A 23,543-nucleotide genomic window follows, 5' to 3' on the forward strand; every position below is an offset into this window, starting at 1 on the left:
ACGCACCAGATCGTAGATGCGTCATCCATTTTCTCTCACGACTGCCTGGGAGGCGAGTGCCAGTCGGGCGAGCCCCGTCACACGACCGTCACACGACCGCACCCCCTCGTTAGACTCGACGGACGGGTTCGGCGGGGACGCACCGACCGTCCCGCCCACCCGAGTCGTCGACCTGCGCGCGCCCCACGAAGGCCCCGCGAGAACCGGAGCACCCGTGAAGTACGCCGAGACCGTCCTCGACCTGATCGGCGACACGCCGCTGGTGAAGCTGAACAAGGTGACCGAGGGCATCACGGCGACCGTGCTCGTCAAGGTCGAGTACGTCAACCCGGGCGGCTCGTCGAAGGACCGCATCGCGACGCGTATCGTCGACGCGGCCGAGCGCGACGGGCTGCTGCTGCCGGGCGGCACCATCGTCGAGCCCACCAGTGGCAACACCGGCGTGGGTCTCGCCCTGGTCGCCCAGCAGCGCGGCTACCGATGCGTCTTCGTCCTGCCCGACAAGGTGGGCGAGGACAAGCGCAACGTGCTCAAGGCCTACGGTGCCGAGATCGTCGTCACGCCCACCGCGGTCGAGCCGACCAGCCCCGAGTCCTACTACAGCGTCTCCGACCGTCTGGCGCGAGAGATCCCCGGCGCCTTCAAACCGAACCAGTACGCAAACCCCAACGGCCCGCTCAGCCACTACGAGACGACGGGCCCCGAGATCTGGCGCGACACCGACGGTCGCATCACGCACTTCGTCGCGGGCGTGGGGACCGGCGGCACCATCAGCGGCACGGGCCGCTACCTCAAAGAGGTGTCGGGAGGCGCGGTGCAGATCATCGGCGCCGATCCCGAGGGCAGCGTCTACAGCGGGGGAACCGGCCGCCCCTACCTGCTCGAGGGCGTCGGCGAGGACTTCTGGCCCGCCGCCTACGATCCGTCGGTCGTCGACCGCATCATCGCCGCGGACGACGCCCGCTCGTTCGAGTTGACCCGCCGTCTCGCCCGTGAAGAGGGGCTCCTGGTCGGCGGCTCGTCGGGCCTCGCGGTCGCGGCCGCCCTCGACGTCGCCCGTGAGCTCGGCCCCGACGACGTCGTGGTCGCCCTGCTGCCCGACAGCGGGCGGGGTTACCTCGGCAAGATCTTCAACGATTCGTGGATGCGCTCCTACGGCTTCGGCGTCAGCCACGACGAACGGACGGTCCGCGACCTCATCGCCTCCAAGACCGGACAGCTGCCCGACCTCGTGCACGCGCACCCGTCCGACACCGTCCACGACGTGATCGGCATCATGACGACCTACGGCGTCTCGCAGATGCCCGTGCTCTCGGCCGAGCCCCCGGTCGTGATCGGCGAGGTCGTCGGCGCGATCGAGGAGAAGGCCCTGCTCGACGCCGTCTTCAGCGGCGGCGCGACCATGGCCGACGCCGTCTCGGCCTACCTCGGCGAGCCGCTGCCGCTGATCGGCGTCAACGAGCCCGTCTCGGCGGCACGCACCGCCCTCGAGTCCGTCGACGCCCTGCTCGTCACCGACGACGGGCGGCCCGTCGGCGTCGTCACCCGGCAGGACGTGCTGGCCTTCCTGTCGTCGTGAGGGGCCGGCCGGGGCGACCCGGCCTGGCTCCCCGGCCCGCGCCTCCCACCCTTCCCCCCGCATCGCAGCACGCGTCCCCCTCGAAAGGACACCCCATGACCCACGGTTTCTCGACCCGCGCCATCCACGCCGGCCAGGAGTTCGACCCCACGACCGGCGCGGTCGTGCCGCCGATCTACCAGTCGTCCACCTTCGTGCAGGACGGCATCGGGGGGTTCCGCGGCGGCTACGAGTACGCCCGCTCGGCGAACCCCACCCGGGACTCGCTGCAGACCCTGCTCGCCGATCTCGAGGGCGGCGCCGCCGCGTTCAGCTTCGCCTCGGGGCTCTCGGCCGAGGACGCGCTGCTGCGTTCGGTCCTGGCGCCGGGGACGCGCATCGTCATGGGCAACGACGTCTACGGCGGCACCCACCGCCTGGTGAACCGGGTCTGGGTGCCCTGGGGCGTCACCCTCGACACCGTCGAGATGAGCGACCTCGACGCCGTGCGCGCGGCCGTGCAGGCCGCCCCGACGGCCGTGCTCTGGGTCGAGACGCCCAGCAACCCGCTGATGAAGATCAGCGACATCGCGGCGCTCGCCGAGATCGGCCACGCGGCGGGCGCGGTCGTGGTCGTCGACAACACCTTCGCCTCGCCCTACCTGCAGCAGCCCCTCGCCCTCGGGGCCGACGCGGTCGTCCACTCGACGACGAAGTACATCGGCGGTCACTCGGACGTCGTCGGCGGGGCCGTGGTCGTCCGCGACGACGAACTCGCGTCGAAGGTCGGCTTCGTCCAGTTCGGCGTGGGGGCCGTGTCGGCGCCGATGGAGGCCTGGCTGACGGTGCGGGGCATCAAGACCCTCGGCGTCCGCGTCGACCGCCACTCGTCCAACGCGTTGGCCATCGCCCGTGCCCTCGAGGGGCACGCGGCCGTCGAGCGCGTCTACTACCCGGGGCTCGAGTCGCACCCGGGGCACGAGCTCGCCGCCCGGCAGATGCGGGCGTTCGGCGGCATGCTCTCGGTGCAGCTGAGCGCGGGCGCGGCCGCGGCGCGGCGGTTCGCCGAGTCGACCGAGCTGTTCCAGCTGGCCGAGTCGCTCGGCGGCGTCGAGTCGTTGATCGGCTACCCGAGCGAGATGACCCACGCCTCGGTGCGCGGCACCGAGCTCGAGGTGCCGGACTCGATCGTGCGGCTGTCGGTCGGCATCGAGGACCTCGACGACCTGCTCGGAGACGTCACGCAGGCGCTCACGCGCCTCGACGCCTAGGCGTCGCCGCGAAGCCCGAGGAGGCGCGGTGCGGGAGAGTCCTGCACCGCGCCTCCCGAGGTCGTCCCGTCCGCGACGCGGTGTCGGCGGCTCGGCCTAGGCTCATCGCATGTCCGCCGCTGCCGTGAGCACCCGCCCCGAGGGCGTGCTCAGCGGCCGGTACCGCCTGGCCACGCTGGGCATGTGCGCGTTGATCGGCATCGCGGCCTTCGAGTCGCTCGCGGTCTCCACGATCATGCCGATCGTCAGCCGCGAGCTCGACGGCGAGGCGCTCTACTCGCTCAGCTTCGCCGCGCCCCTCGCCTCGGGCCTGGTCGGCATGGTGGTGGCGGGCAACTGGGCCGACCGTAGCGGGCCGCGCGTCGTGGTCATCGCCTCGATGCTGCTGTTCGCCGTCGGGCTGCTCGTCGTCGGCACCGCCCCCGACATGGTCGTGCTGCTGCTCGGCCGTCTGGTGCAGGGGGTCGGCTCGGGGGCCGTCATCGTCGGGCTCTACGTGATGGTCGCGAGGCTCTACCCGCCCGGCCTGCACCCGTCGATCTTCGCCGGCTTCGCCGCGGCCTGGGTCGTGCCGGGGCTCGTCGGGCCGCTGGTCGCGGGCGTCGTGGCCGAGACGGTGGGCTGGCACTGGGTCTTCCTCGGGGCGCTCGGCCTCGCCGTGCCCGCGTTCTTCGCCGTCCTGCCGAGCCTGCGCCGCGTCCCGCCTCCCGAGGTGGCCGAGGGTGGGCAGCGTGTCGCCTGGAGCATCGGTCGCATCGTCTGGTCGGTCGGCGCGGCCCTCGGCGTGCTGGCCCTGAACCTGGTCGGCGAGTTCCCGACCTGGCTCACCGTCGTCGTCATCGCCGTGGCGGTCGCCGTACTCGCCGTGGCCCTCCGTCCCCTCCTGCCGCAGGGGACCCTGCGGGCCGCCCCGGGCCTGCCCACCCTCGTGTTGTTGCGAGGCCTCGTCGGGGCGGCGTTCCTCGGCAGCGAGGTCTACATCCCGTACATGCTCTCGGCCGAATACGACTTCAGCGCCTCGGCGTCGGGCGTCACCCTGACCCTCGGGGCGCTCGGCTGGGCGTTCGCCAGCTGGGTGCAGGGGCGGCTCGGCGACCGGGTGCACCACCGCGTGGGCATCCGCATCGGCATCGTCCTGGTGCTGCTCGGCGTCCTCGTCGCCGCGTCGACCCCCTTGTTCCACCTGCCCCCGGCCTTCCTCATCGCGACCTGGGCCGTCGCCGGGTTCGGCATGGGGTTCATGTACCCCCGATTCTCGGTGCTCGTCCTTGCGCTGTCGACCGATTCCGAGCGGGGGTTCAACAGTTCGGCGCTGACCATCGCCGACTCCACCGGTTCGGCCGTCGCGCTGGCCTTGACCGGCGCCGCGTTCGGGGTGCTCGGCGGGGCGTCCAGCCCCCTCGCCTTCGTCGCCTGCTTCGCCGTCGGCACGGGCGTCGCGGTGCTCGCGCTCGCCCTGAGCGGCCGCGCGGTGCCCCGGGGGCGGTGACCGCGCCTCCTACCCGCCGATGGTGCCGCCGCTCCGCCGATGCCGGCGCCGGCGCCGGGTGTCGCGACGGGGCGGTGACCCTCGTCCGGGACGTCGGCGACCTCCGGGGAATGCATAATGGTCTCCGGACGACGATGTGTACGGTCACATCGCCTGGTCACAGAGCGACGGAGCGACGGTGAAGCCTGACATCGACAAGGTGCGTGCTCCCAACATCCGCGACGTGGCCGCTCTCGCGGGCGTCTCGTACCAGACCGTCTCGCGCGTGCTCAACGACAGCCCGAGCATCCGGCCGACGACGCGGCAGAAGGTGCTCGACGTCATCGACGAGATCGGCTACCGGCCGAACCAGGCCGCACGGGCGCTGGTCACCAGTCGGTCGAAGGCCATCGGCGTGCTCACCCTGCAGAACGTCCACTTCGGGCCGCAGACGATCGTCAACGCCATCGAGGGAGAGGCCCGGACGGCTGGCTACCGGTTGAGCATCGCCAGCACGACCACGGCGTCCGACGACGTCCGGGCGAGCCTGCAACTGCTCACCAACCAGGCGGTCGAGGCGATCATCGTCATCGCGCCCCAACGCAAGTTCTTCGACGTGATCGACGAACTCGACCTCGACGTGCCCATCGTCGCCCTCGACTCGACGCAGCGCGCCCGGGCGCACAGCCTCTCGGTCGACCAGTTCGAGGGCGCACGTCTCGCCACCCGACATCTGATCGATCTGGGTCACCGTCACATCGTGCACGTCGCCGGCCCACAGGACTGGATCGAGGCCGACGAGCGCATGCAGGGCTTCCTCTTCGAGATGGGCGAGGCCGACCTCTCGATCGAGCCGCCGATCCTGGGCGACCTCACCGCCGACTTCGGCTACACGGCCGGCCAAGAGCTCTTGCGTCGCCGCGACTTCACCGCGGTGTTCTCGGCGAACGACCTGATGGCCGTGGGGCTGCTGCACGCCTTTCGCGAGGCCGACGTCGACGTGCCGCGCGAGGTCAGCGTCGTCGGATTCGACGACTCGCCGACCGCGCCGCATCTGTGGCCGCCACTCACGACCGTGCGCCAGGACTTCGCCCTGATCGGTCGGCGCGCCGTCGAGTTGGTCGTCGCCGAGCTCGACGGCGGCACGGTCGTCGACCGCACGTTGATCCCGCCGGAGCTGGTCGTCCGGGGGTCGACCTCGCGCCCCTGGTTCCTCTGACCGGTCCGCTGAGGCACGGTGTGTCGGGCCGTCAGGAGGCGCGGCGGGGGTCGGTGGGGCCGGGTTCGATAACGGATCGGCATCGGCATTTGACAGCACCCCCGCACGGGATTAGCTTTGCTCCAGTCGCAGTGTGAACGGTCACATTGTGCGGGTCGGGCAACGTTGTCCCTTCCCGCCGAACGTGCCGCGGACGGCGACACCGAACAGCAGGAAGCCCGCCCGAGCACGTCTCCGGCGGACGACGACGAGGTCGAAGGTCGAGGACGACGTGCCCAGTGCCGTGACGCAGAGCGAACAGCTCGCGAGCAGCCACATCCCCGGGGGTGCCCCGCATGGGCGTTGATTCTCCCGTCATCCTCGAGATGCGCTCCATCACGAAGGAGTTCCCGGGCGTCAAGGCGCTCGACGACGTGTCGATGCAGGTCCGCGCCGGTGAGGTGCACGCCATCTGCGGCGAGAACGGCGCCGGCAAGTCGACGCTGATGAAGGTGCTCTCGGGCGTCTACCCGTACGGCACGTACTCCGGCGACATCGTCTACCAGGGCGACGTGATGCGCTTCCGCGACATCCGTTCGAGCGAGTCGCAGGGCATCGTCATCATCCACCAGGAGCTGGCGCTGATCCCCGAGCTCTCGATCACCGAGAACATCTTCCTCGGCAACGAGCCGACCCGCTTCGGGGCCATCGACTGGCGCGCCGCCAAGACCACGGCGATCGACCTGCTCGCTCGCGTCGGTCTGAAGGACGACCCCGACACCGCCATCAAGAACCTCGGTGTGGGCAAGCAGCAACTGGTCGAGATCGCGAAGGCGCTGAACAAGAACGTCAAGCTGCTGATCCTCGACGAGCCGACGGCGGCCCTGAACGAGGCCGACTCCCAGCACCTGCTCGACCTGATCCGTGGGCTCAAGGGCCGCGGCATCTCGTCGATCATGATCAGCCACAAGCTCAACGAGATCGAGGCGATCGCCGACTCGATCACCATCATCCGCGACGGCCGCACCATCGAGACCCTCGACGTGCAGGCCGACGGCGTCAACGAGGACCGGATCATCCGCGGCATGGTCGGTCGCAACCTGGCCAGCCGCTTCCCCGACCGCACGCCCAAGATCGGCGAGGTCTTCTTCGAGGTCAAGGACTGGTGGGTCCGCCACCCGCAGACCGCCGAGCGCTTCGTCTGCAAGGGCTCGAACATCACGGTCCGCAAGGGTGAGATCGTCGGCCTGGCAGGTCTGATGGGTGCGGGTCGGACCGAGCTCGCCATGAGCATCTTCGGCCGGTCCTACGGCCAGTTCGTGTCGGGCGAGATCGTCAAGGACGGCGAGACGATCGAGATCAAGAACGTCTCGGACGCCATCGACAACGGTCTGGCCTACGTTTCGGAGGACCGCAAGGTGCTCGGCCTCAACCTGCTCGACGACATCAAGCGTTCGACGGTCGCGGCCAAGCTGTCGAAGATCTCGAAGGCGTCGGTGGTCAACACCTACGAAGAGCACTCGATCGCCGAGGAGTACCGCAAGAGCCTGCGCGTCAAGACCCCGACGGTCGACGAGGGGGTCGCCAAGCTGTCGGGCGGCAACCAGCAGAAGGTCGTCCTGGCCAAGTGGATGTTCACCGACCCCGACCTGCTCATCCTCGACGAACCCACGCGCGGCATCGACGTGGGCGCCAAGTTCGAGATCTACAACATCATCAACCAGCTCGCGGCCCAGGGCAAAGGCGTGATCGTCATCTCGTCCGAGCTGCCCGAGCTGCTGGGGCTCTCCGATCGCATCTACACGATCTTCGAGGGCACCGTCACGAACGAGATCGAGGCCTCCGAGGCCGACGCCGAGACGCTCATGCGAACCATGACCTCGAAGAAGAAGGAGCAAGCCGCATGAGTGGCATCAAAGACCTGAAGAAGGTGTTCGGCGGCAACACGTCGAACGCCCGCCAGTTCGGCATGATCGCGACGCTCGTCGTGGCGATCGTGTTCTTCCAAGTGCTGACCGGTGGCCTGACGCTCGACCCGCCGAACCTGATCGCCCTCGTGAGCCAGTACTCGTACATCCTGATCCTCGCCATCGGCATGGTCATGGTGATCGTCGCCGGGCACATCGACCTCTCGGTCGGCTCGGTCGCCGCCTTCGTCGGCATCATGGTCGCCACCGCCATGAGCAACTGGAACTTCCCGTGGCCGCTCGCCATCGTCTTCGGCCTCGTGGTCGGGGCCGCCATCGGGGCCTGGCACGGCTTCTGGGTCGCGTACGTGGGTGTCCCCGCGTTCATCGTGACCCTCGCGGGCATGCTGCTGTTCCGTGGTGCCAACCAGTTCGTCGGCGATGCCACGACCCTGCCGGTGCCCGAGGCCTTCACGGTCATCGGCGCGGGCTACCTGCCCGAGTTCGGTCCGAACACCGGCTACAACAACGCGACCCTGCTGCTCGGCCTGGTGATCATCGTCGCCGTGGTCTACAACGAGTTCCGCATGCGCCGCATTCAGCAGAAGATGGGTTCCGAACGGGCCCCTCTCTGGGTCAGCCTCGTCAAGCTGGTCGTGCTCGTGGGGATCATCGCCTACGCCGCGACGCTGTTCGGTGGCGGACGCGTCGGCACCTCGTTCCCCGTGTCGGGCATCATCCTCGGCGTCCTCGTGCTCGTCTACGGTTTCGTGACCCAGAACACGATCTTCGGTCGACACATCTACGCGGTCGGCGGCAACTCGCACGCTGCAGAGCTCTCGGGCGTCAAGGCGAAGCGCATCAACTTCTTCGTCATGATGAACATGTCCGTACTGGCCGCGCTGGCCGGCATGATCTACGTCGCCCGGGCCGGCGCCTCCGGCCCCCAGGACGGGGTGAGCTGGGAGCTCGACGCCATCGCCTCCGTCTTCATCGGTGGTGCGGCGGTCGCCGGCGGCATCGGAACGGTGACCGGATCGATCGTCGGTGGATTCGTCATCGCCGTCCTCAACAACGGGCTGCAGCTGCTCGGGGTCGAGTCCGACAAGGTCCAGATGATCAAGGGACTCGTCCTGCTCATCGCCGTCGCCGTCGACGTCTACAACAAGAGCCAGGGTCGGCCTTCGATCACCGGCTTCCTCACCCGGGGCCTGCGCCGCGACAAGAACGGCATCGCCGCCTCGGACGCCACACCGGGCGGCCAGAGTGGCGTCGGCCGCGACGCCGAGACGACCGAGAGCGCCCTCACCCCGAACGGCGACCTCTCGGACGTCCAACGCCCGAAGGCCACGACGCCCAACTAGACCCACCACCCGCGCGCCCGTCCATCGACGGCCGGGCGCGCCTCCACCGGGAGTCCGCACCGCGGGCGACCACACGGCACCACCCCTCACAACGAGAAAGTAGACACAGCATGCGCAAACTCGCGCTGACGACCCTCGCGGTCGCCGCAGCAACGACGCTGATCCTGAGCGGCTGCTCGAACTCGACCCGCACCGACGCGGGTTCGGGTGACGCGGCCGCCGGCTTCGAGTCCGGCTCCCTCATCGGCGTGGCCCTGCCCGCCAAGACCAGCGAGAACTGGGTCCTCGCCGGCGACCTCTTCACCCAGGACATCACCGACGCCGGGTTCAAGCCCGACGTCCAGTACGCTGCCGCGTCCGCCCCCGTGGCGAACCAGCAGGAGATCGTCCAGTCGATGGTCACCAAGGGTGCCAAGGTCATCGTCATCGGTGCCGCCGACGGCGGCCAGCTCGGCACGCAGGTCAAGGCGGCCCACGACGCCGGCGCCGTGGTCATCGCCTACGACCGTCTCATCCTCAACACCGACGACGTCGACTACTACGTGGCGTACGACAACTTCAAGGTCGGCGAGCTCCAGGGCCAGGCCCTGCTCGACGGCATGGCCGCCAAGAAGGCCGAGGGGCCCTACAACATCGAGCTGTTCTCCGGCTCGTCCGACGACGCCAACTCGAAGGTCTTCTTCGACGGCGCGATGAGCGTCCTGCAGCCGAAGATCGACGACGGCACCGTCGTCGTCGCCTCGGGTCAGACCGACATCAAGCAGACGGCGACCGACGGCTGGAAGCCCGAGAACGCCCAGCGTCGCATGGACTCGCTGCTCACGAGCACCTACGGCTCGACCGAGCTCGACGGCGTCCTGAGCCCGAACGACACCCTGGCCCGCGCCATCATCACCTCGGTGAAGCAGGCCGGAAAGGCCATCCCGGTCGTCACCGGTCAGGACTCCGAGGTCGAGTCGGTCAAGTCGATCATGGCCGGCGAGCAGTACTCGACCATCAACAAGGACACCCGCAACCTCGTCAAGCAGGCCGTCGCGATGGTGACCTCGCTGAGCAAGGGTGACAAGGCCGAGACGAACGACGACGAGTCGTACGACAACGGCAACAAGGTCGTCCCGGCGTACCTGCTGCCGCCTCAGATCGTGACGAAGGACAACGCCGCCGAGGCGTACGCCAACGACACGACCCTCGAGCCGCTCACCAAGTAACACGCCTCTGCCGTCGGCGGCGCTTTCGCCGCGACCGACGAACGAACGGAGCCGGTCACCCCGTCAGGGGTGACCGGCTCTCGGCGTTCCAGCCGTCAGGCGGTGCAGGCGCGGTAGGTCCCCAGCCCGCCGAGCGCGAGACCGACGTAGGCCACGGCACCGGCCGTCGTGTACACGGCGATCGCCGTGCCGGCCAGACCGATCGCGCAGTCGATCGTGATGGCGTTGGGGTCGGCCACCTGACCCGGCGCGGCCAGGTTCGCCGAGCTGATCAGCTTCCCGTCGAGGTACTTCTGCAAATACGACCCTCGGCAGGTCTGCAGGGACGTGCCGGCCGGCAAGGTCAGGCTCGAGCCGTCGGGTTGGACGCAGACGTAGTAGTACTGGCCCGCAGGGTCGGCCTGGGCCGCGGTCGAGCCGCCGACCACCAGTGCGGCGGCGGCTGCCATCGTCGTCGCGACCTTGGCGAAGGTCTTCTTCTTCGTGGTGTTCACAGAGGTGTTCATGATGCTGCCTCTCTTTCGTCACGACCTCGCCGCTTTGCGAGGCCGATTACAGGCAAGCACCCGGGATGCCCCGCCGGGACCGTCTCGTCGACATGTGAGCGCTATTCGACAGACGGGTCTACCCTCATGTCCCTCGACGGAGTGTCCCGAGGCACGGGCTCGCTAAGCTCACCTCGTGCCCGAAGGACCGGACGATCGCCCACCCGTCCCGGGTGCCTTGCCCGTCACGGTCGACCTGCTGATCGCCGCACCTCGCTCCCGCTACGTCGGACGCCCCGCCGACGGCCCGGCCCCGGTTCCGACCACGGGCCCCGAGCAGCACGAGACGGTCAGGGTTCGAGCCCACCTCGGCATCGTGGGTGACCGGTACTTCAACGCCCCCGCACACCGCGGCGCCTCGGTGACCCTGTTCGCCGCCGAGCAGCTCGAGCACGTCGCCCGCGAACTCGGCCTCCCCGAGGGCACGATGCTCGACGCCGCCCTGACGCGGCGCAACGTCGTCCTGCGCGGGGCCGACGTCGACGCGCTCGTCGGGCGTGAGTTCGACCTCGACACGGGTGACGGCCCGGTGTCGTTCCGGGCGAACCGGGCGGCGAACCCGTGCGCGTGGATGGACGTGGTCTTCGGCGCGGGGGCGTTCCGCGCCCTGAGGGGGCGCGGCGGGGTCCGGTGCGAACCGCTCACCGACGGAGTGCTGCGCGTGGGGCCGGGACTGCTGCGCGCCTCCTAGACGGAATCGACCGTGACGCCGGTGACACTCGAGCGGCGGGTCAGCCCCACCAGGTGGGCAGCATGAGGCTCATCGTGTCGAGCAGGGCGCGGCGGCTCGTGCGCTTGCCGCAGAGCCAGGCCTCGACGGCGCCGACGAGCCCGTGCGCCAGGTGGCCGGCGGCGATGTGCACCGCGAGCCCCTCGGGCAGGCTGCCCGGGGGCAGCGTGCCGAGGTGCTGCACGCTGGACTCCTCGAAGTGACGGGCCAGAGCCTGGTGGATCGAGGCGTCGAGCGGGTCGGGCAGGGCGAGACGGTAGATCTCGCGATACCGGACGACGTGGTCGACGACCTTCTCCATCGCCCGTCGCGTCGCGTCGGGGCCATCCGCCCGGCCCTCGAGCCGCAGGGCGTGGTCCTCGTCGCGGATCGCGTCGAGCTCGGGGGTGAGCACCGCGGTGAGCAGGCTGCCGGGAGAGGTCGCGTGACTGTAGAACGTGGCGCGGTTGATGCCCGCGGCCCGGGTCACGTCGGCGACCGAGATGCTCGACACGGGCCGGGTCGAGGCGAGCTCGACGACGGCGGCGTGCAGCGCCTTGGTGGTCTGGACGATGCGCGCGTCGACCATGGACGTTCCTCCTCGGATGCTCGGACGGGACGGTCGCGTCCGAGGCAGGTCGAGCCTAGACCGGGCCGGGTGCCGACACGGCACGGCGCCGGGGGGACTGTCGCGGGGGTACGCGACCGGGATAGGCTGAGAGGCGACGGGTGTCGTGCACCGACGCCGTCCCCCTCCCTCATCCCACCCCCTCGAACCACGTGGTGGTCGTGCGCGTCGGCGCGATCGCATCGATTCGACCCGCGAGCCGTCCCGCTCGTCGTGGCCGCGCCTCCTCGTGTGCGTCGACCCGTCACCACCCCCAGACAGGACCTGCCTCGTGACCACCGTCGTCCACCCGGGTGACTCCCTGACCCGCCGCCAACGGCTCGTCTACGTCGTCGTGCTCGGCGCGCTCACCGCGCTCGGGCCGTTCACGATCGACCTCTACCTGCCGGCGTTCCCCGAGCTCAGCCGTGACTTCTCGGTCGACAGCGGGGTCATCCAGCTGACCCTCACGGCGACGACGATCGGTTTCGGCGTGGGGCAGCTGCTGGTCGGGCCGTGGAGCGACAAGGTCGGTCGCCGCACACCCCTGATCGTGGCGACCGCCGTGCACATCCTCGCCAGCATCGGCGCCGCCAGCGCGCCGACCATCGAGTTGCTCGCCGTGTTCCGCGTGTTGCAGGGGATGGGTGCCGCCGCCGGCGGCGTCGTGGCCATGGCGACGGTGCGCGACCTGTTCGGCGGGTTGCCGCTCGTGCGCATGCTGTCGCGCCTCGCGCTGGTCAACGGGCTCGCCCCGATCGTCGCTCCCGTCATCGGCTCGCAGCTGCTCGCGTTCACCAGCTGGCGCGGCATCTTCGTGTTCCTGGTGGCCTACGGCGCGTTCGTCATCATCGCGGCGATCTTCCTCATCGTCGAGACCCTGCCGCCCGCCCGGCGGCACGAAGCCGGGCACACGACCCTGCGGCAGCGCTACAAGGTGCTCTTCAGCGACCGGATCTTCGTCGGCGTCGCCCTGATCGGGGCGATGGTCTTCTCGGGTCTGTTCTCGTACCTCTCGGCGTCGTCGTTCCTCTTCCAAGAGGTCTACGGCCTGAACGCCCAGCAGTACGGATACCTCTTCGCGATCAACTCGCTCGGCATCGTCGCCGGCGTCCAGATCAGCTCACGGTTGGCCCGCCGTGTGGGACCGCAGTGGATCCTCGCCTGCTCGACGATCGTGCTGTTGCTCGCGGCCGCGGCGATCGTCCTGCTCGACTCGCTCGGTGCCGGCCTCGTCGGCATTCTCGTGCCGCTGTGGTTCTTCATCGCGGCCTGTGGTTTCTCGTTCCCGCAGGTGCAGGTGCTCGGGCTCGCCAACCACGGGAAGGAGGCCGGCACGGCGGCGTCGCTGCTCGGGGCCCTCAACTTCGGCCTGGCGGGACTCATCTCGCCGGTGGTCGGGTTCCTCGGCATCGGGTCGGCGGTGCCGATGGGCAGCGTCATGGTCGCCACCTCGTGCGTGGCCATCGCGAGCCTGTGGTTGCTGGTGCGGCCGCGGACGGTGCCGGCGCTCGGTCGCTGACCCGCGCCTCCCGGTACCGTCGGGGGATGCGCACCGACCCGCTCGCTCCGAAGCCCGCCTCCGCGTCCGAGGAGCGGGTCGCCCGTCGCGTGCAGCGTCGGTGGTGGGTGTTCAGCGCGCTCGGTGCCATCGGCGTGGTGCTGCTGCTCGGTGTCGTGATCACGGCCCGGGCGGGGGTGATCGGCGTCGACGAGCGGTTCATGGGCGAACTGGTCGAACACCGCAGCCCGTTCTGGGACGTCCCCTCGTTGATCTTCAACTCGATCGGGGCCGGGGTGATCGGGGTCTTCGTCGTGCCCCTCGGCGTCACCGCGGTGTTCCTGCTGCGGCGTCGGCCCTGGGCCGCGCTCTACTGGATCGCCGCGTGCGCGGTCAGCGCCGGCGTCGTGCAGGCGGTCAAGCACACCTTCGGTCGGGCCCGACCCGAGGACATCCTCGTGGTGAGCGACTACGGTTCGTTCCCCTCGGGGCACACGTCCAACGCCGCCACGCTGGCCGTCGTGCTCGGGGTCATCCTGCGACGCGTCTGGGTGTGGGTCGCCGGTGTGGTCTACACGGTGCTGATGCTGCTCAGTCGCACCTACCTCGGCGCGCACTGGCTGACCGACACGATCGGCGGATTGCTGATCGGTGCCGGGGTCGCGGTGGTCCTCTGGGCCCCGGTGGCGCACCGGTTGCTCGACGAGCAGGAGCGCGTGCGCGGTCGCGGCTGGATCTGGCAGGGTCGAGGCGCCTGATCGAGGTGCTCGCGCGGACGGTCGGGGGCGAGTCCGGCCGAGGCGGGCGTGCGGCGTCGCCCGGTGTCGCCGAACTCGCCCGGACCACCGCCCGCGAGATGCCTAGGCTGGCCGCATGACGGACGCGCTCGAGCAGGCCAGGGCGGAGGCCGCCGCGGCGGTCGCCGCCGCCGAGAAGGCGAAGCAGGACGCGGAGGCGGCGCTCGCGCGAGCCGAGCAGCTCGCGACCGAGGCGGCTGCGTCCGCCGCCGCCACCGAGCATGCTGCCATCGGGCAGGCCGCCGCCGGGCAGGCCGCCGGGCAGGCCGCCGCCGGGCAGGCCGCCGCCGAGGCGGACGTCGCGGACGCCGCGGCAGATGCGGGGCTCACCGAACCCGAGCCCGTCGCGGGCACTCCGGTCGAGGGTCTGCCGACCCCACCCGGCGGACCGCTCGCCGAGTCGGCGGTCGACGTCGTCCGCGCGGGCTACGGCTTCGAGGGTCCCGCGCTCGAGCTCGGCGCCCTCGTGAACGGCGAGGCGCGGGTCGACGTGCCCGTGCGCATCCCGTTGGCGATGCTCAACCGGCACGGACTCGTGGCCGGCGCGACCGGCACGGGCAAGACCAAGACCCTGCAGGTGCTCGCCGAGCAGCTCTCGGCGGCCGGGGTGCCGGTGTTCGCGGCCGACGTCAAGGGCGACCTCTCGGGCATCGCGACGCCCGGCGAGGCGAACGAGAAACTGCTGGCCCGAACCCGGGGGATCGGCCAGGACTGGTCGCCGCAGGCCGCACCGACCGAGTACTTCGCGCTCGGCGGCAAGGGCACCGGCGTGCCCGTCCGGGCCACGGTCAGCGGTTTCGGATCGCTGCTGCTCAGCAAGGTGCTCGGTCTCAACGACACGCAGGAGAGCAGCCTCGGCCTGGTGTTCCACTACGCCGAGCAGGCCGGTCTGCCGCTGCTGGACCTGTCCGACCTGCGGGCCGTGCTGACCTGGTTGACGAGCGACGAGGGCAAGGGCGAGCTCGAGGGGCTCGGCGGGCTGAGCAAGCAGACCGTGGGCGTCATCCTGCGCGAGTTGATCACCTTCGCCGACCGGGGGGCCGACGCGTTCTTCGGCGAGCCGGAGATCGACACCGCCGAGTTCCTCCGCACGGCCGAGGACGGCCGCGGCGTCGTCAGCCTGCTCGAGGTGCCGGGCGTGCACGACCAGCCGGCGCTGTTCTCGACCTTCCTGATGTGGTTGCTCGCCGACCTCTACAACGACCTGCCCGAGGTGGGCGATCTCGACAAGCCCAAGCTCGTCTTCTTCTTCGACGAGGCGCACCTCTTGTTCGCGGACGCCTCGAATGACTTCCTGGCGCAGATCACGCAGACGGTGCGGCTGATCCGCTCGAAGGGCGTCGGCATCGTCTTCGTCACGCAGACCCCCAAGGACGTCCCCGCCGAGGTGCTCGCCCATCTCGGCTCGCGCGTGCAGCACCAGCTGCGTGCGTTCACGCCCGACGACGCGAAGGCCCTGCGGGCGACGGTGTCGACGTACCCGACGAGCGACTACGACCTCGCCGAGGTGCTCACCACCCTGGCCACCGGGGAGGCGGTGGTGACGGTCATGAACGAGAAGGGGGCTCCCAGCCCGGTCGCCTGGACGCGTCTCCGCGCCCCGCGCGGCTCGATGTCGCCGACCCCTGCCGACGTGATGTCCGCGGCGGTCGCGGCGTCGCCGTTGATCGCCGCCTACGGCGCGTCGATCGAGCGGGACTCGGCGCGCGAGATGCTCGCGCGGAAGCTCGAGGCCGCCGCGCTCGACCACCGCGAGCGGACCGAGGCCGTGGCGCGTCAGGCGACGATCGACGCTCAGCTGAAGGAGGCCGCCGCCCGCGAGAAGGCGGACGCGAAGGCGGTCACCGCCGCCGAGCGCGAGCGGAAGGCCGCGCAGGCCGAGTACGAACGTCAGCAGAAGGAGTTCGAGCGCACCGAGCGGGCGGCGGCGAAGGCCCGTGCCGGGCGTGGGACGACGACCCGCGCCTCCTCGGGGTCCCGTTCGCCGCGGGCCGGGTCGACCGGCGGATTGCTCGGTGAGGTCCTCGGGTCGAGCGCCGGCAAGGCGGTCGTGCGCGAGGTCGTCAAGGGGATCTTCGGCACGCTGCGTCGACGCTGATCCCGAGCCGGCCCGCTCGGGTCAGATGCCGCTGCCGAACGCCCCGAAGAGCACCACGAGGGTGCCCGTCGCGAGGGCGAACAGGCTGCCGGCGACGGTCACGCCGATCCACGGGCGGCTTTCGTACCAGTAGGGGCTGTCCGGGTAGGCCGCGAAGAACTCGCGTCGGGTGAGCGGTCGGGGCAGGACGGTCGTCGGGATGCCGAGCGCCTCGACGACGGCGTCCACCGACCCCTCTGGCCAGTAGGTGCCCCGCATGCGGAACAGGCGGCGTCCCTCGTCGTCGAGGGCGAGCAGCTGGGTGACGGTCTCGGTCGAGTGGTCACGGTAGGTGCGGAGGAGCACGAGCGAGTCGATCTCGTCGCGGCGCAGTCGCACGAAGCCGGGCAGCCAGCCGCGTTTGACGAACTCGGTGCGCGTGACGGCGGCGAACGAGAGGCGGTAGCGCCAGTACATGAGCAGCCCCATCACCACGACGCCGCAGGTGACGGCCAGCACGCCGGCTTGGTGACCGGTCGGCAGCGTCAGCCAGAGCACCGCGATGAGCACGGGCGAGAGGCTGAAGACGCCGGTGAGCGTGGCGCCCCGGGCGAGTTCGCGCCGTGGCAGCACGGTGACGGTGCCGCGCTCGGTCGGCATCGCCGCGTCGGTCGTGCTCATGTCGTCCCCCTGAGGTCGGCGTGACCCCGAGTCCCCCGACCCGAGGCTGCTGCTGTCGGGGCAGCGCCGTGCTTTCAGAGTAGACGATGCGTTCGCACAGATACCGGGTCGATCCACCCCAGTGCGGGGAGCCCGCGATCGGGGGAGTCGAGCGAGTGTCAGCTCTCGGCGCGGTCCCGGAGGCGCTCGATCTCGCGGCGGTCACGCTTGGTCGGGCGGCCCGCGCCGCGGTCGCGGACCGGCACGGCGGCGACCTCTTCGCGCGGCGGCGGTGGGGGAGTGAGGTCGGTCAAGGCCTCGGCCGCGGCCGGTGCGCCGACGCGTTTCACCAGGCAGGTCTTGACGACGACGATGCGCTCGAAACCCGCGATGCGTGCCCGGACCTCGTCGCCGGGGCGGACGGCCTGGGCGGCCTTCACGCGGTCGCCGTTGACCCGCACGTGACCGGCGCGGCACGCGGCGTTGGCGGCCGAGCGGGTCTTGTAGAGCCGGACGGCCCAGAGCCAGGCGTCGACGCGGGCGGACGAGAGGGGCGGCATGCGTCGATGCTACGGGTGGCTGCCGACGTCGACGACCGTGGCGGTCGGGTTCAGAGGTCGTCGTCGGCGACGCGTACCGGGGTGCCGCCGGTCACGCGCACGAGCTCGTCGAACGTCGTGGCGAAGACGGTGTTCGCCGTGCCGGCGCTCGCCCAGAGCACGTCGTGGGCCTCGAGAGCGGCGTCGACGAGCGTCCGCACCGGGCTGGGGTGGCCGACCGGGGCGACGCCGCCGATCACCTGGCCGGTCGCACGCTTCACCTGGTCGGCGTTCGCCCGCATGATCGGGCCCCGGCCGAGCGTCGACGCCACCAGGTCGGTGTCGACGCGGTGGGCGCCACTCGTGAGCACGAGCAGGGCTTCGTCGCCGGTGCGGAACACCAGGCTGCTGGCGATCGCGCCCACCTCGCAGCCGAGGGCTGCGGCGGCCTGGGTGGCGGTGTGCGTGGACTCGTCGAACTCGCGGACCTCGCCCTCGGCACCGGCGGCACGGAGGGCGGCGACGACGGTGCGGGCGCGCGGCGGCAGCGCGGCGGCGTCGAGGTGCTCCGAGGAGGGGCGGTGCGCGTCGGTCATGCCCCCGACGGTAGCCATGAGGGAGCCTCAAGGTCATCAGCGACACGGGCGTCCTCAGGTCACCGCGGAGTCCGGTACGCTGATCTCGGTCGTGCGACGGTTCGCCGTGTGCCCGCCCTGGAGGATTCGCCTAGTGGCCTATGGCGCACGCTTGGAAAGCGTGTTGGGTGCAAGCCCTCAGGGGTTCGAATCCCCTATCCTCCGCGACGAAATGGCTTCTCCCTCCGGGAGGAGCCATTTCTTGTTCTGTGCCGGTCCGGCGCCCTCCGGGCGCGGACGGCTTCGCCGCGCACGAGAAGTCATCGAGTTCGGAAGCCCGAAGACGAGCACATTCACTTGCGGACGGCCCCGCTCGTCGCTGCCTTCGTCTACGCGGTCATCGGCGTCGCCTATGCGATCTCCGGGTGGAAACAACGATCCCGCCGAGTGTCGGCGTGACGTCGACCGCGCGAGGCCATCGTCGGGGCCTCTGCACCTCGTCAACACGGCAGGCACGGCGCCCATCCAAGGGCCGTCCACGTGAACCAGATGGTCTTACCCGTCTTCGTTCACGACGACGGTCGGTCGTGGACCCCGTCGGACAACCCTCAGGCCAGGGGGCGGGTCATGTACCTGAGGTCGAGCCACTCGCCGAACTTCGTGCCGACCTCGCGCAGCACACCGGCGTCGACGAAGCCGAGTGACGCGTGCAACCGCACCGACGCCTCGTTGCCCGCCTCGATCAGCGCCACCATGACGTGCAGGTCGTCCCGCGTGGCCCGGTCGATCAGCTCGGTCATCAGGGCGCGGCCGAGGCCCTTGCCTTGCTGCCCCTGACGCACGTAGACCGAGTTCTCGCAGGTGTGCCGGTAGCCGTCCTTCGCGTGGAACGGCCCGTAGCTGCCGTAGCCGACCACCTCGTCGCCGTCCACCGCGACGATCGCGGTGCGCCGCGCCTCCTGATGGCTGGCCAGCCACTCGCGTCGACCGTCGAGGGTCGGGGCGACGTCGGTCCAGATGGCCTTCGAGTGCGCGACGGCGTCGGCGTGGATCTCGAGGACGCCGGGCAGGTCGGCTTCGGTCGCGGTGCGGATCTGCATGCCGACAGCCTAGGAGGGGCGTCACGGCCTCCGGCTTCTCCGGCGGCTCGAAGGCGGCCGCCCTAGGCTGGCGGGCGTGTCGACACGCATCTACATCACCTCTGCCGAAGGCCACACGGGCAAGTCCACGATCGCCCTGGGCGTGCTCGACACGCTCAGCCACGAGGTGGGCCGCGTGGGGGTGTTCCGACCCGTCGCCCGGTCGACCGACGAGCGCGACTACGTGCTCGAGCTGCTGCTGTCCCACGACAGCGTCGACCTCGCCTACGACGAGTGCGTCGGCGTCAGCTACGACGCGGTGCACGCCGACCCCGACGCCGCGCTCGCCACGATCGTCAGCCGGTTCGCCGCCGTCGAGCGCCAGTGCGACGCGGTCGTGGTGATCGGCTCCGACTACACCGACGTCGGCAGCCCCACCGAGCTGTCGTACAACGCCCGCATCGCCGCGAACCTCGGCGCGCCCGTGCTCCTGGTGCTCGGCGGCCGCAGCGCCGACGGCCAGACCCGGCGGTCGGGTGCCGACATGCGGCAGGTGGCCGAGTTGACCACCGCCGAGCTGCGCTCCGAGCACGCGAGCCTGCTGGCCGTCGTCGCGAACCGGGTCGACCCCGACCACCTCGACGAGGTCGTCGACGGAATCGGTCACGCCCTCGAGGCGTCGCCCACCGGTCGCGTCCCGATCTGGACGCTGCCCGAAGACCGGGTGCTCGTCGCCCCGACGATGCGCGCCGTGCTGCAGGCCACCGGTGCGACCCTGCTGCGCGGCGACGACGCCCTGCTCGACCGCGAGGCGCTCGGCGTCGTCGTCGCCGCCATGTCGATGGAGAACGTGCTGCCGCGCCTCACCGAGGGGGCCGTCGTCGTCGTGCCCGGCGACCGATCCGACGTGCTCGTCGCCACGGTGCTCGCGCACGCGTCCGAGACCTTCCCGTCGCTCGCGGGCATCGTGCTCAACGGCGGGTTCGCCCTCGCCCCCCAGGTCGAACGCCTGCTCGAGGGGCTCGACAGCCCCCTGCCGATCGCCACCACCAGCACAGGTACCTACGACACCGCCCTCGCCATCACCCAGACCCGGGGCCGACTCGCCGCGGACTCGCCCCGCAAGTACGACCTCGCCCTCGCCCTCTTCGAGACGCACGTCGACGGGGCCGAGCTGCTGCGCCTGCTGCAGGTCAGCCCGTCCGGCGTCGTCACCCCCCTCATGTTCGAGTACCAGCTGCTCGAGCGCGCCCGAGGGGCGCAGAAGCACATCGTCATGCCCGAAGGCGACGACGACCGGGTGCTGCGAGCCGCCTCGACGCTGTTGCAGCGCGGCGTCGCCGCCATCACGCTGCTCGGCGACGAGACGGCCATCCGCGCCCGAGGGGCCGAGCTCGGTCTCGACCTCGCCACCGCCCGGGTGCTCGACCCGTTCGACCCCAGCCTGCAGGTGCTCTTCGCGACCGAGTACGCCAAGCTGCGGGCGCACAAGGGCATCGCGGTCTCGCAGGCGATGGACACGGTCACCGACGTCTCGTACTTCGGCACCATGATGGTGAAGCTCGGCCTGGCCGACGGCATGGTGTCGGGCGCCAAGCACACCACGGCGCACACCATCCGGCCCGCGTTCGAGGTGATCAAGACGCTGCCCGACGTTGGTGTCGTGTCGAGCGTGTTCCTCATGGCGCTCGCCGACCGGGTGCTCGTCTACGGTGACTGCGCCGTGATCCCCGACCCGACCGCCGAGCAGCTCGCCGACATCGCGATCTCGTCGGCGCAGACCGCGCAGCAGTTCGGCATCGAGCCCCGTGTGGCGATGCTGAGCTACAGCACGGGCGACAGCGGCTCCGGTGCCGACGTCGAGAAGGTCCGTGCCGCCACGGCCCTCGTCCGCGAACGCCGGCCCGACCTGCTCGTCGAGGGGCCGATCCAGTACGACGCCGCGGCCGACCCGACCGTGGCCGCCGCGAAGATGCCCGAGTCCGAGGTCGCCGGTCGGGCGACGGTGTTCATCTTCCCCGACCTGAACACGGGCAACAACACGTACAAGGCCGTGCAACGCAGCGCGGGCGCCGTCGCGATCGGGCCGATCCTGCAGGGCCTCCGCAAACCGATCAACGACCTCTCGCGAGGGGCCCTCGTCGGCGACATCGTCAACACCGTGGCCATCACGGCCATCCAGGCCGGAACACAGGCCGCCACCACCAGCACCGAAGGAGCCTCCTCGTGAGCACCGTCCTCGTCGTCAACTCCGGCTCGTCGTCGTTCAAGTACCAGCTGATCGAGCTCGACGGCGAACGCACGCTCGCCAGCGGTCTCGTCGAGCGCATCGGCGAGGCGGTCGGGTCGACCCGTCACCGCAACGAGGTCACCGGTGACGAGACCCGCAACGACACGCAGCCGATCGCCGACCACGCGGCCGGTTTCGCCGCCATGCTGAGCGCCTTCGACGCGCACGGCCCGTCGTTCGCCGAGTACCCGCCCGTCGCGGTCGGTCACCGCGTCGTCCACGGCGGTGAGGAGTTCGACCGCGCCACGGTCGTCACGACCGACGTCGAGAAGGCGATCGACCGCCTGTCGGCCCTCGCCCCACTGCACAACCCGGCCAACCTGCAGGGCATCCGCGCCGCGAAGGCCGCCTTCCCCGACGTGCCCCACGTCGCCGTCTTCGACACGGCCTTCCACCAGACGCTCGCCCCCGCCGCCTACACCTACGCGATCGACGCCGAGCTGGCGAAGAAGCACCACGTGCGCCGCTTCGGCTTCCACGGCACGTCGCACAAGTACGTCAGCGAGAAGACCGCCGAGTTCCTCGGACGCCCCCTGTCCGAGCTGAAGACCATCGTGCTGCACCTCGGCAACGGCGCGTCGGCCGCCGCGATCGACGGCGGCAGGTCGATCGACACGAGCATGGGCATGACGCCTCTCGAGGGGCTCGTCATGGGCACGCGGTCGGGCGACATCGACCCCGCCGCCGTGTTCCACCTGCACCGTGAGGCAGGACTCGACTTCGCCGAGCTCGAGACCCTGCTCAACAAGGGCAGTGGGCTGCTCGGCCTCACCGGCAGCGGCGACATGCGTGACGTGCAGGACAGCGCGTCGCGAGGCGACGCCGTGTCCGAAGCGGCACTCGCCGTCTATCGGCACCGCCTGCGGCACTACATCGGTGCCTACGTCGCCCAGCTCGGCGGCCTCGACGCCGTGGTCTTCACGGCGGGCGTGGGCGAGAACAACGCCCTGCTGCGCCGCCGCACGTTGATGGGCCTCGAGTTCTTCGGCATCCACGTCGACGACGACCGCAACGAGCTCGCGTCCCGTGACACGCGCTACATCTCGCCCGAGGGGTCCCGGGTCTCTGTCCTGGTCGTCCCGACGAACGAAGAGCTCGAGATCGCCCGGCAGGCCGCCGCCCTCAGCTGAACGGTCCGGCCGGGGGCGGGACCCGGCCACCCCGAGACGCGAGAGAGCCCCGGTGCGCAGGTCGCGCCTCCGGGGCTCTCGTGCCTCGACCGTGGGTGACGGCCAGGAGGCGCAGGTCAGTACTTGATGGTCGCCAGCGCGTCCGAGACGGGGACGTCACCCGAGACGGCCTCGAACTGCGTCTTGACGGCGGTGCCCTCGATCAGCGCCGTGGCGATGATCTCGGCCACGTCGGCGCGGGGGATGCTGCCGCGCTCGACCGTCGTGCCGACCGACACCTGGCCGGTGCCGGCGTCGTCGGTCAGGCCACCCGGGCGGACGATCGTCCAGTCCAGGCCCTCGCGACGGCGCACGTCGGCGTCGGCCTCGCTCTTCGCGCGCATGTACACCTGGTACACGTCGTCGTCGTTCGCCGCAGGCAGTTCGGCGCGCGCCGGGTCGAAGTCGTCGGTGCCGATGGCCGAGACCATCACGTAGCGCGTGACGCCCGCCTTCTCGGCGGCGTCGGCCAACAGCACGGCGCCGTCCCGGTCGATGGTCAGCTTGCGCTCGGCGCCACTGCTCCCGCCGCCGCCCGCGGCGAAGACGACGGCGTCGGCTCCGTCGAGGTGGCCGGCGAGCGTGTCGACGTCGGTCTTCTCGAGGTCGAGCACGAGCGCACGGGCGCCCGCGGTCTCGAGGTCGGCGGTGTGGTCGGGGTTGCGGACGATGCCGACAGGGTCGTGCCCGGCGTCGGCGAGTCGGCGTTCGAGGAGCTGGGCGATCTTGCCGTGTCCTCCGGCGATGACGATTCTCATGCCCCCAGGCAACACCCCGGGTCGCGGTGACCACTCAGTTGCCGCTAAACTCGTCGAGGCTCCTCACGTGGCGTCATCCAGGCCAACTCCCCCAGGGCAGAAATGCAGCAAGGGTAACCGGGCTCTGGCGGGTGCGTGAGGGGTCATTTCCTTTTCCGGGGCCGAACGCCCCGTGACCCCCCTTCGTGGGGTGGGCGATCCTGGCGATGCCCCCTATGCTCGGCAGCACGACGAGACCGAACCAGCTCGTCGGGAGCGATCAA

Annotated in this window: 20 protein-coding genes, 1 tRNA gene and 1 other RNA gene; 15 read left to right on the top strand and 7 right to left on the bottom strand. The window is 70.6% G+C overall.

The features are described 5' to 3' along the window. Window positions 1–214: 214 nt before the first annotated feature. From EDF50_RS06625 to EDF50_RS06655, 7 genes are all read left to right on the top strand, one after another. Window positions 215–1,579, top strand: coding sequence for a cystathionine beta-synthase (locus EDF50_RS06625; RefSeq protein ID WP_123518757.1), 1,365 nt, complete (start codon window positions 215–217; stop codon window positions 1,577–1,579). A 95-nt stretch (window positions 1,580–1,674) separates the two neighbouring features. Further along, entirely contained in the window at window positions 1,675–2,829 is a 1,155-nt protein-coding gene (locus EDF50_RS06630) for a cystathionine gamma-synthase (protein ID WP_123518758.1), read from the top strand. Window positions 2,830–2,938: 109 nt separating this feature from the next. Then, window positions 2,939–4,318, top strand: coding sequence for an MFS transporter (locus EDF50_RS06635; protein WP_123518759.1), 1,380 nt, complete (start codon window positions 2,939–2,941; stop codon window positions 4,316–4,318). A 178-nt stretch (window positions 4,319–4,496) separates the two neighbouring features. Continuing rightward, window positions 4,497–5,516, top strand: a complete 1,020-nt coding sequence (locus tag EDF50_RS06640) for a LacI family DNA-binding transcriptional regulator (RefSeq protein ID WP_233570393.1) — start codon at window positions 4,497–4,499, stop codon at window positions 5,514–5,516. Window positions 5,517–5,851: 335 nt separating this feature from the next. Continuing rightward, the gene (gene mmsA, locus EDF50_RS06645) at window positions 5,852–7,402 is read left to right on the top strand and encodes a multiple monosaccharide ABC transporter ATP-binding protein (RefSeq protein WP_123518760.1); all 1,551 of its coding nucleotides are present in this window, start codon (window positions 5,852–5,854) and stop codon (window positions 7,400–7,402) included. Between the two features lie 5 nt (window positions 7,403–7,407). Further along, window positions 7,408–8,766, top strand: coding sequence for a multiple monosaccharide ABC transporter permease (gene mmsB / locus EDF50_RS06650; RefSeq protein ID WP_199738673.1), 1,359 nt, complete (start codon window positions 7,408–7,410; stop codon window positions 8,764–8,766). A gap of 110 nt (window positions 8,767–8,876) precedes the next feature. Continuing rightward, the gene (locus EDF50_RS06655) at window positions 8,877–9,974 is read left to right on the top strand and encodes a sugar-binding protein (protein ID WP_123518762.1); all 1,098 of its coding nucleotides are present in this window, start codon (window positions 8,877–8,879) and stop codon (window positions 9,972–9,974) included. Window positions 9,975–10,069: 95 nt separating this feature from the next. On the opposite strand, the gene EDF50_RS06660 is transcribed toward EDF50_RS06655, so the two are convergent. Continuing rightward, window positions 10,070–10,480, bottom strand: a complete 411-nt coding sequence (locus EDF50_RS06660) for a hypothetical protein (protein WP_148076774.1) — start codon at window positions 10,478–10,480, stop codon at window positions 10,070–10,072. A gap of 175 nt (window positions 10,481–10,655) precedes the next feature. Here EDF50_RS06660 and EDF50_RS06665 point away from each other — a divergent pair, with 175 nt between their 5' ends. Continuing rightward, window positions 10,656–11,210, top strand: coding sequence for an MOSC domain-containing protein (locus EDF50_RS06665; RefSeq protein WP_233570395.1), 555 nt, complete (start codon window positions 10,656–10,658; stop codon window positions 11,208–11,210). 40 nt (window positions 11,211–11,250) lie between these two features. Here EDF50_RS06665 and EDF50_RS06670 read toward each other — a convergent pair whose 3' ends face one another. Next, entirely contained in the window at window positions 11,251–11,817 is a 567-nt protein-coding gene (locus EDF50_RS06670; RefSeq protein ID WP_123518765.1) for a TetR/AcrR family transcriptional regulator, read from the bottom strand. 310 nt (window positions 11,818–12,127) lie between these two features. Here EDF50_RS06670 and EDF50_RS06675 point away from each other — a divergent pair, with 310 nt between their 5' ends. From EDF50_RS06675 to EDF50_RS06685, 3 genes are all read left to right on the top strand, one after another. Next, window positions 12,128–13,357 (top strand): multidrug effflux MFS transporter, encoded by a 1,230-nt coding sequence (locus tag EDF50_RS06675; RefSeq protein WP_123518766.1) that lies wholly within the window; start codon window positions 12,128–12,130, stop codon window positions 13,355–13,357. A 26-nt stretch (window positions 13,358–13,383) separates the two neighbouring features. Further along, window positions 13,384–14,094 (top strand): phosphatase PAP2 family protein, encoded by a 711-nt coding sequence (locus tag EDF50_RS06680; protein ID WP_123518767.1) that lies wholly within the window; start codon window positions 13,384–13,386, stop codon window positions 14,092–14,094. A 115-nt stretch (window positions 14,095–14,209) separates the two neighbouring features. Next, a complete protein-coding gene (locus EDF50_RS06685; RefSeq protein WP_123518768.1) occupies window positions 14,210–16,231 on the top strand; it encodes a helicase HerA-like domain-containing protein in 2,022 nt (673 codons plus the stop codon). 21 nt (window positions 16,232–16,252) lie between these two features. On the opposite strand, the gene EDF50_RS06690 is transcribed toward EDF50_RS06685, so the two are convergent. From EDF50_RS06690 to EDF50_RS06700, 3 genes are all read right to left on the bottom strand, one after another. Then, complete coding sequence (locus EDF50_RS06690; protein ID WP_123518769.1) at window positions 16,253–16,891, bottom strand: hypothetical protein; 639 nt, start codon at window positions 16,889–16,891, stop codon at window positions 16,253–16,255. Window positions 16,892–17,049: 158 nt separating this feature from the next. Next, window positions 17,050–17,430 (bottom strand): RNA-binding S4 domain-containing protein, encoded by a 381-nt coding sequence (locus EDF50_RS06695; RefSeq protein WP_056257719.1) that lies wholly within the window; start codon window positions 17,428–17,430, stop codon window positions 17,050–17,052. Window positions 17,431–17,480: 50 nt separating this feature from the next. Next, on the bottom strand, window positions 17,481–18,005 hold the full coding sequence (locus EDF50_RS06700; RefSeq protein WP_123518770.1) for a YbaK/EbsC family protein: 525 nt from the start codon (window positions 18,003–18,005) through the stop codon (window positions 17,481–17,483). A 119-nt stretch (window positions 18,006–18,124) separates the two neighbouring features. Between EDF50_RS06700 and EDF50_RS06705 the strand changes: the two genes are divergently transcribed. Continuing rightward, window positions 18,125–18,209: transfer RNA gene (locus EDF50_RS06705), tRNA-Ser, on the top strand. A gap of 383 nt (window positions 18,210–18,592) precedes the next feature. On the opposite strand, the gene EDF50_RS06710 is transcribed toward EDF50_RS06705, so the two are convergent. Next, window positions 18,593–19,084, bottom strand: a complete 492-nt coding sequence (locus tag EDF50_RS06710) for a GNAT family N-acetyltransferase (RefSeq protein ID WP_123518771.1) — start codon at window positions 19,082–19,084, stop codon at window positions 18,593–18,595. Window positions 19,085–19,160: 76 nt separating this feature from the next. Here EDF50_RS06710 and pta point away from each other — a divergent pair, with 76 nt between their 5' ends. Further along, window positions 19,161–21,293 carry a phosphate acetyltransferase gene (pta, locus tag EDF50_RS06715; RefSeq protein WP_123518772.1) on the top strand — a complete coding sequence of 711 codons (2,133 nt, stop codon included), beginning with the start codon at window positions 19,161–19,163 and terminating at the stop codon, window positions 21,291–21,293. Then, a complete protein-coding gene (locus EDF50_RS06720) occupies window positions 21,290–22,483 on the top strand; it encodes an acetate/propionate family kinase (protein WP_123518773.1) in 1,194 nt (397 codons plus the stop codon). Before pta ends, EDF50_RS06720 begins: the two co-directional genes overlap by 4 nt. 116 nt (window positions 22,484–22,599) lie before the next feature. On the opposite strand, the gene EDF50_RS06725 is transcribed toward EDF50_RS06720, so the two are convergent. Next, window positions 22,600–23,280: an SDR family oxidoreductase gene (locus EDF50_RS06725; RefSeq protein ID WP_123518774.1), complete on the bottom strand. Its 681-nt coding sequence runs from the start codon at window positions 23,278–23,280 to the stop codon at window positions 22,600–22,602. Between the two features lie 54 nt (window positions 23,281–23,334). Here EDF50_RS06725 and ffs point away from each other — a divergent pair. Next, window positions 23,335–23,431: signal recognition particle sRNA small type (gene ffs, locus EDF50_RS06730), an RNA gene on the top strand. The last annotated feature ends 112 nt before the right edge of the window (window positions 23,432–23,543 follow it).

This window comes from Frigoribacterium sp. PhB24, from assembly GCF_003755185.1.
Taxonomy (GTDB): domain Bacteria; phylum Actinomycetota; class Actinomycetes; order Actinomycetales; family Microbacteriaceae; genus Frigoribacterium.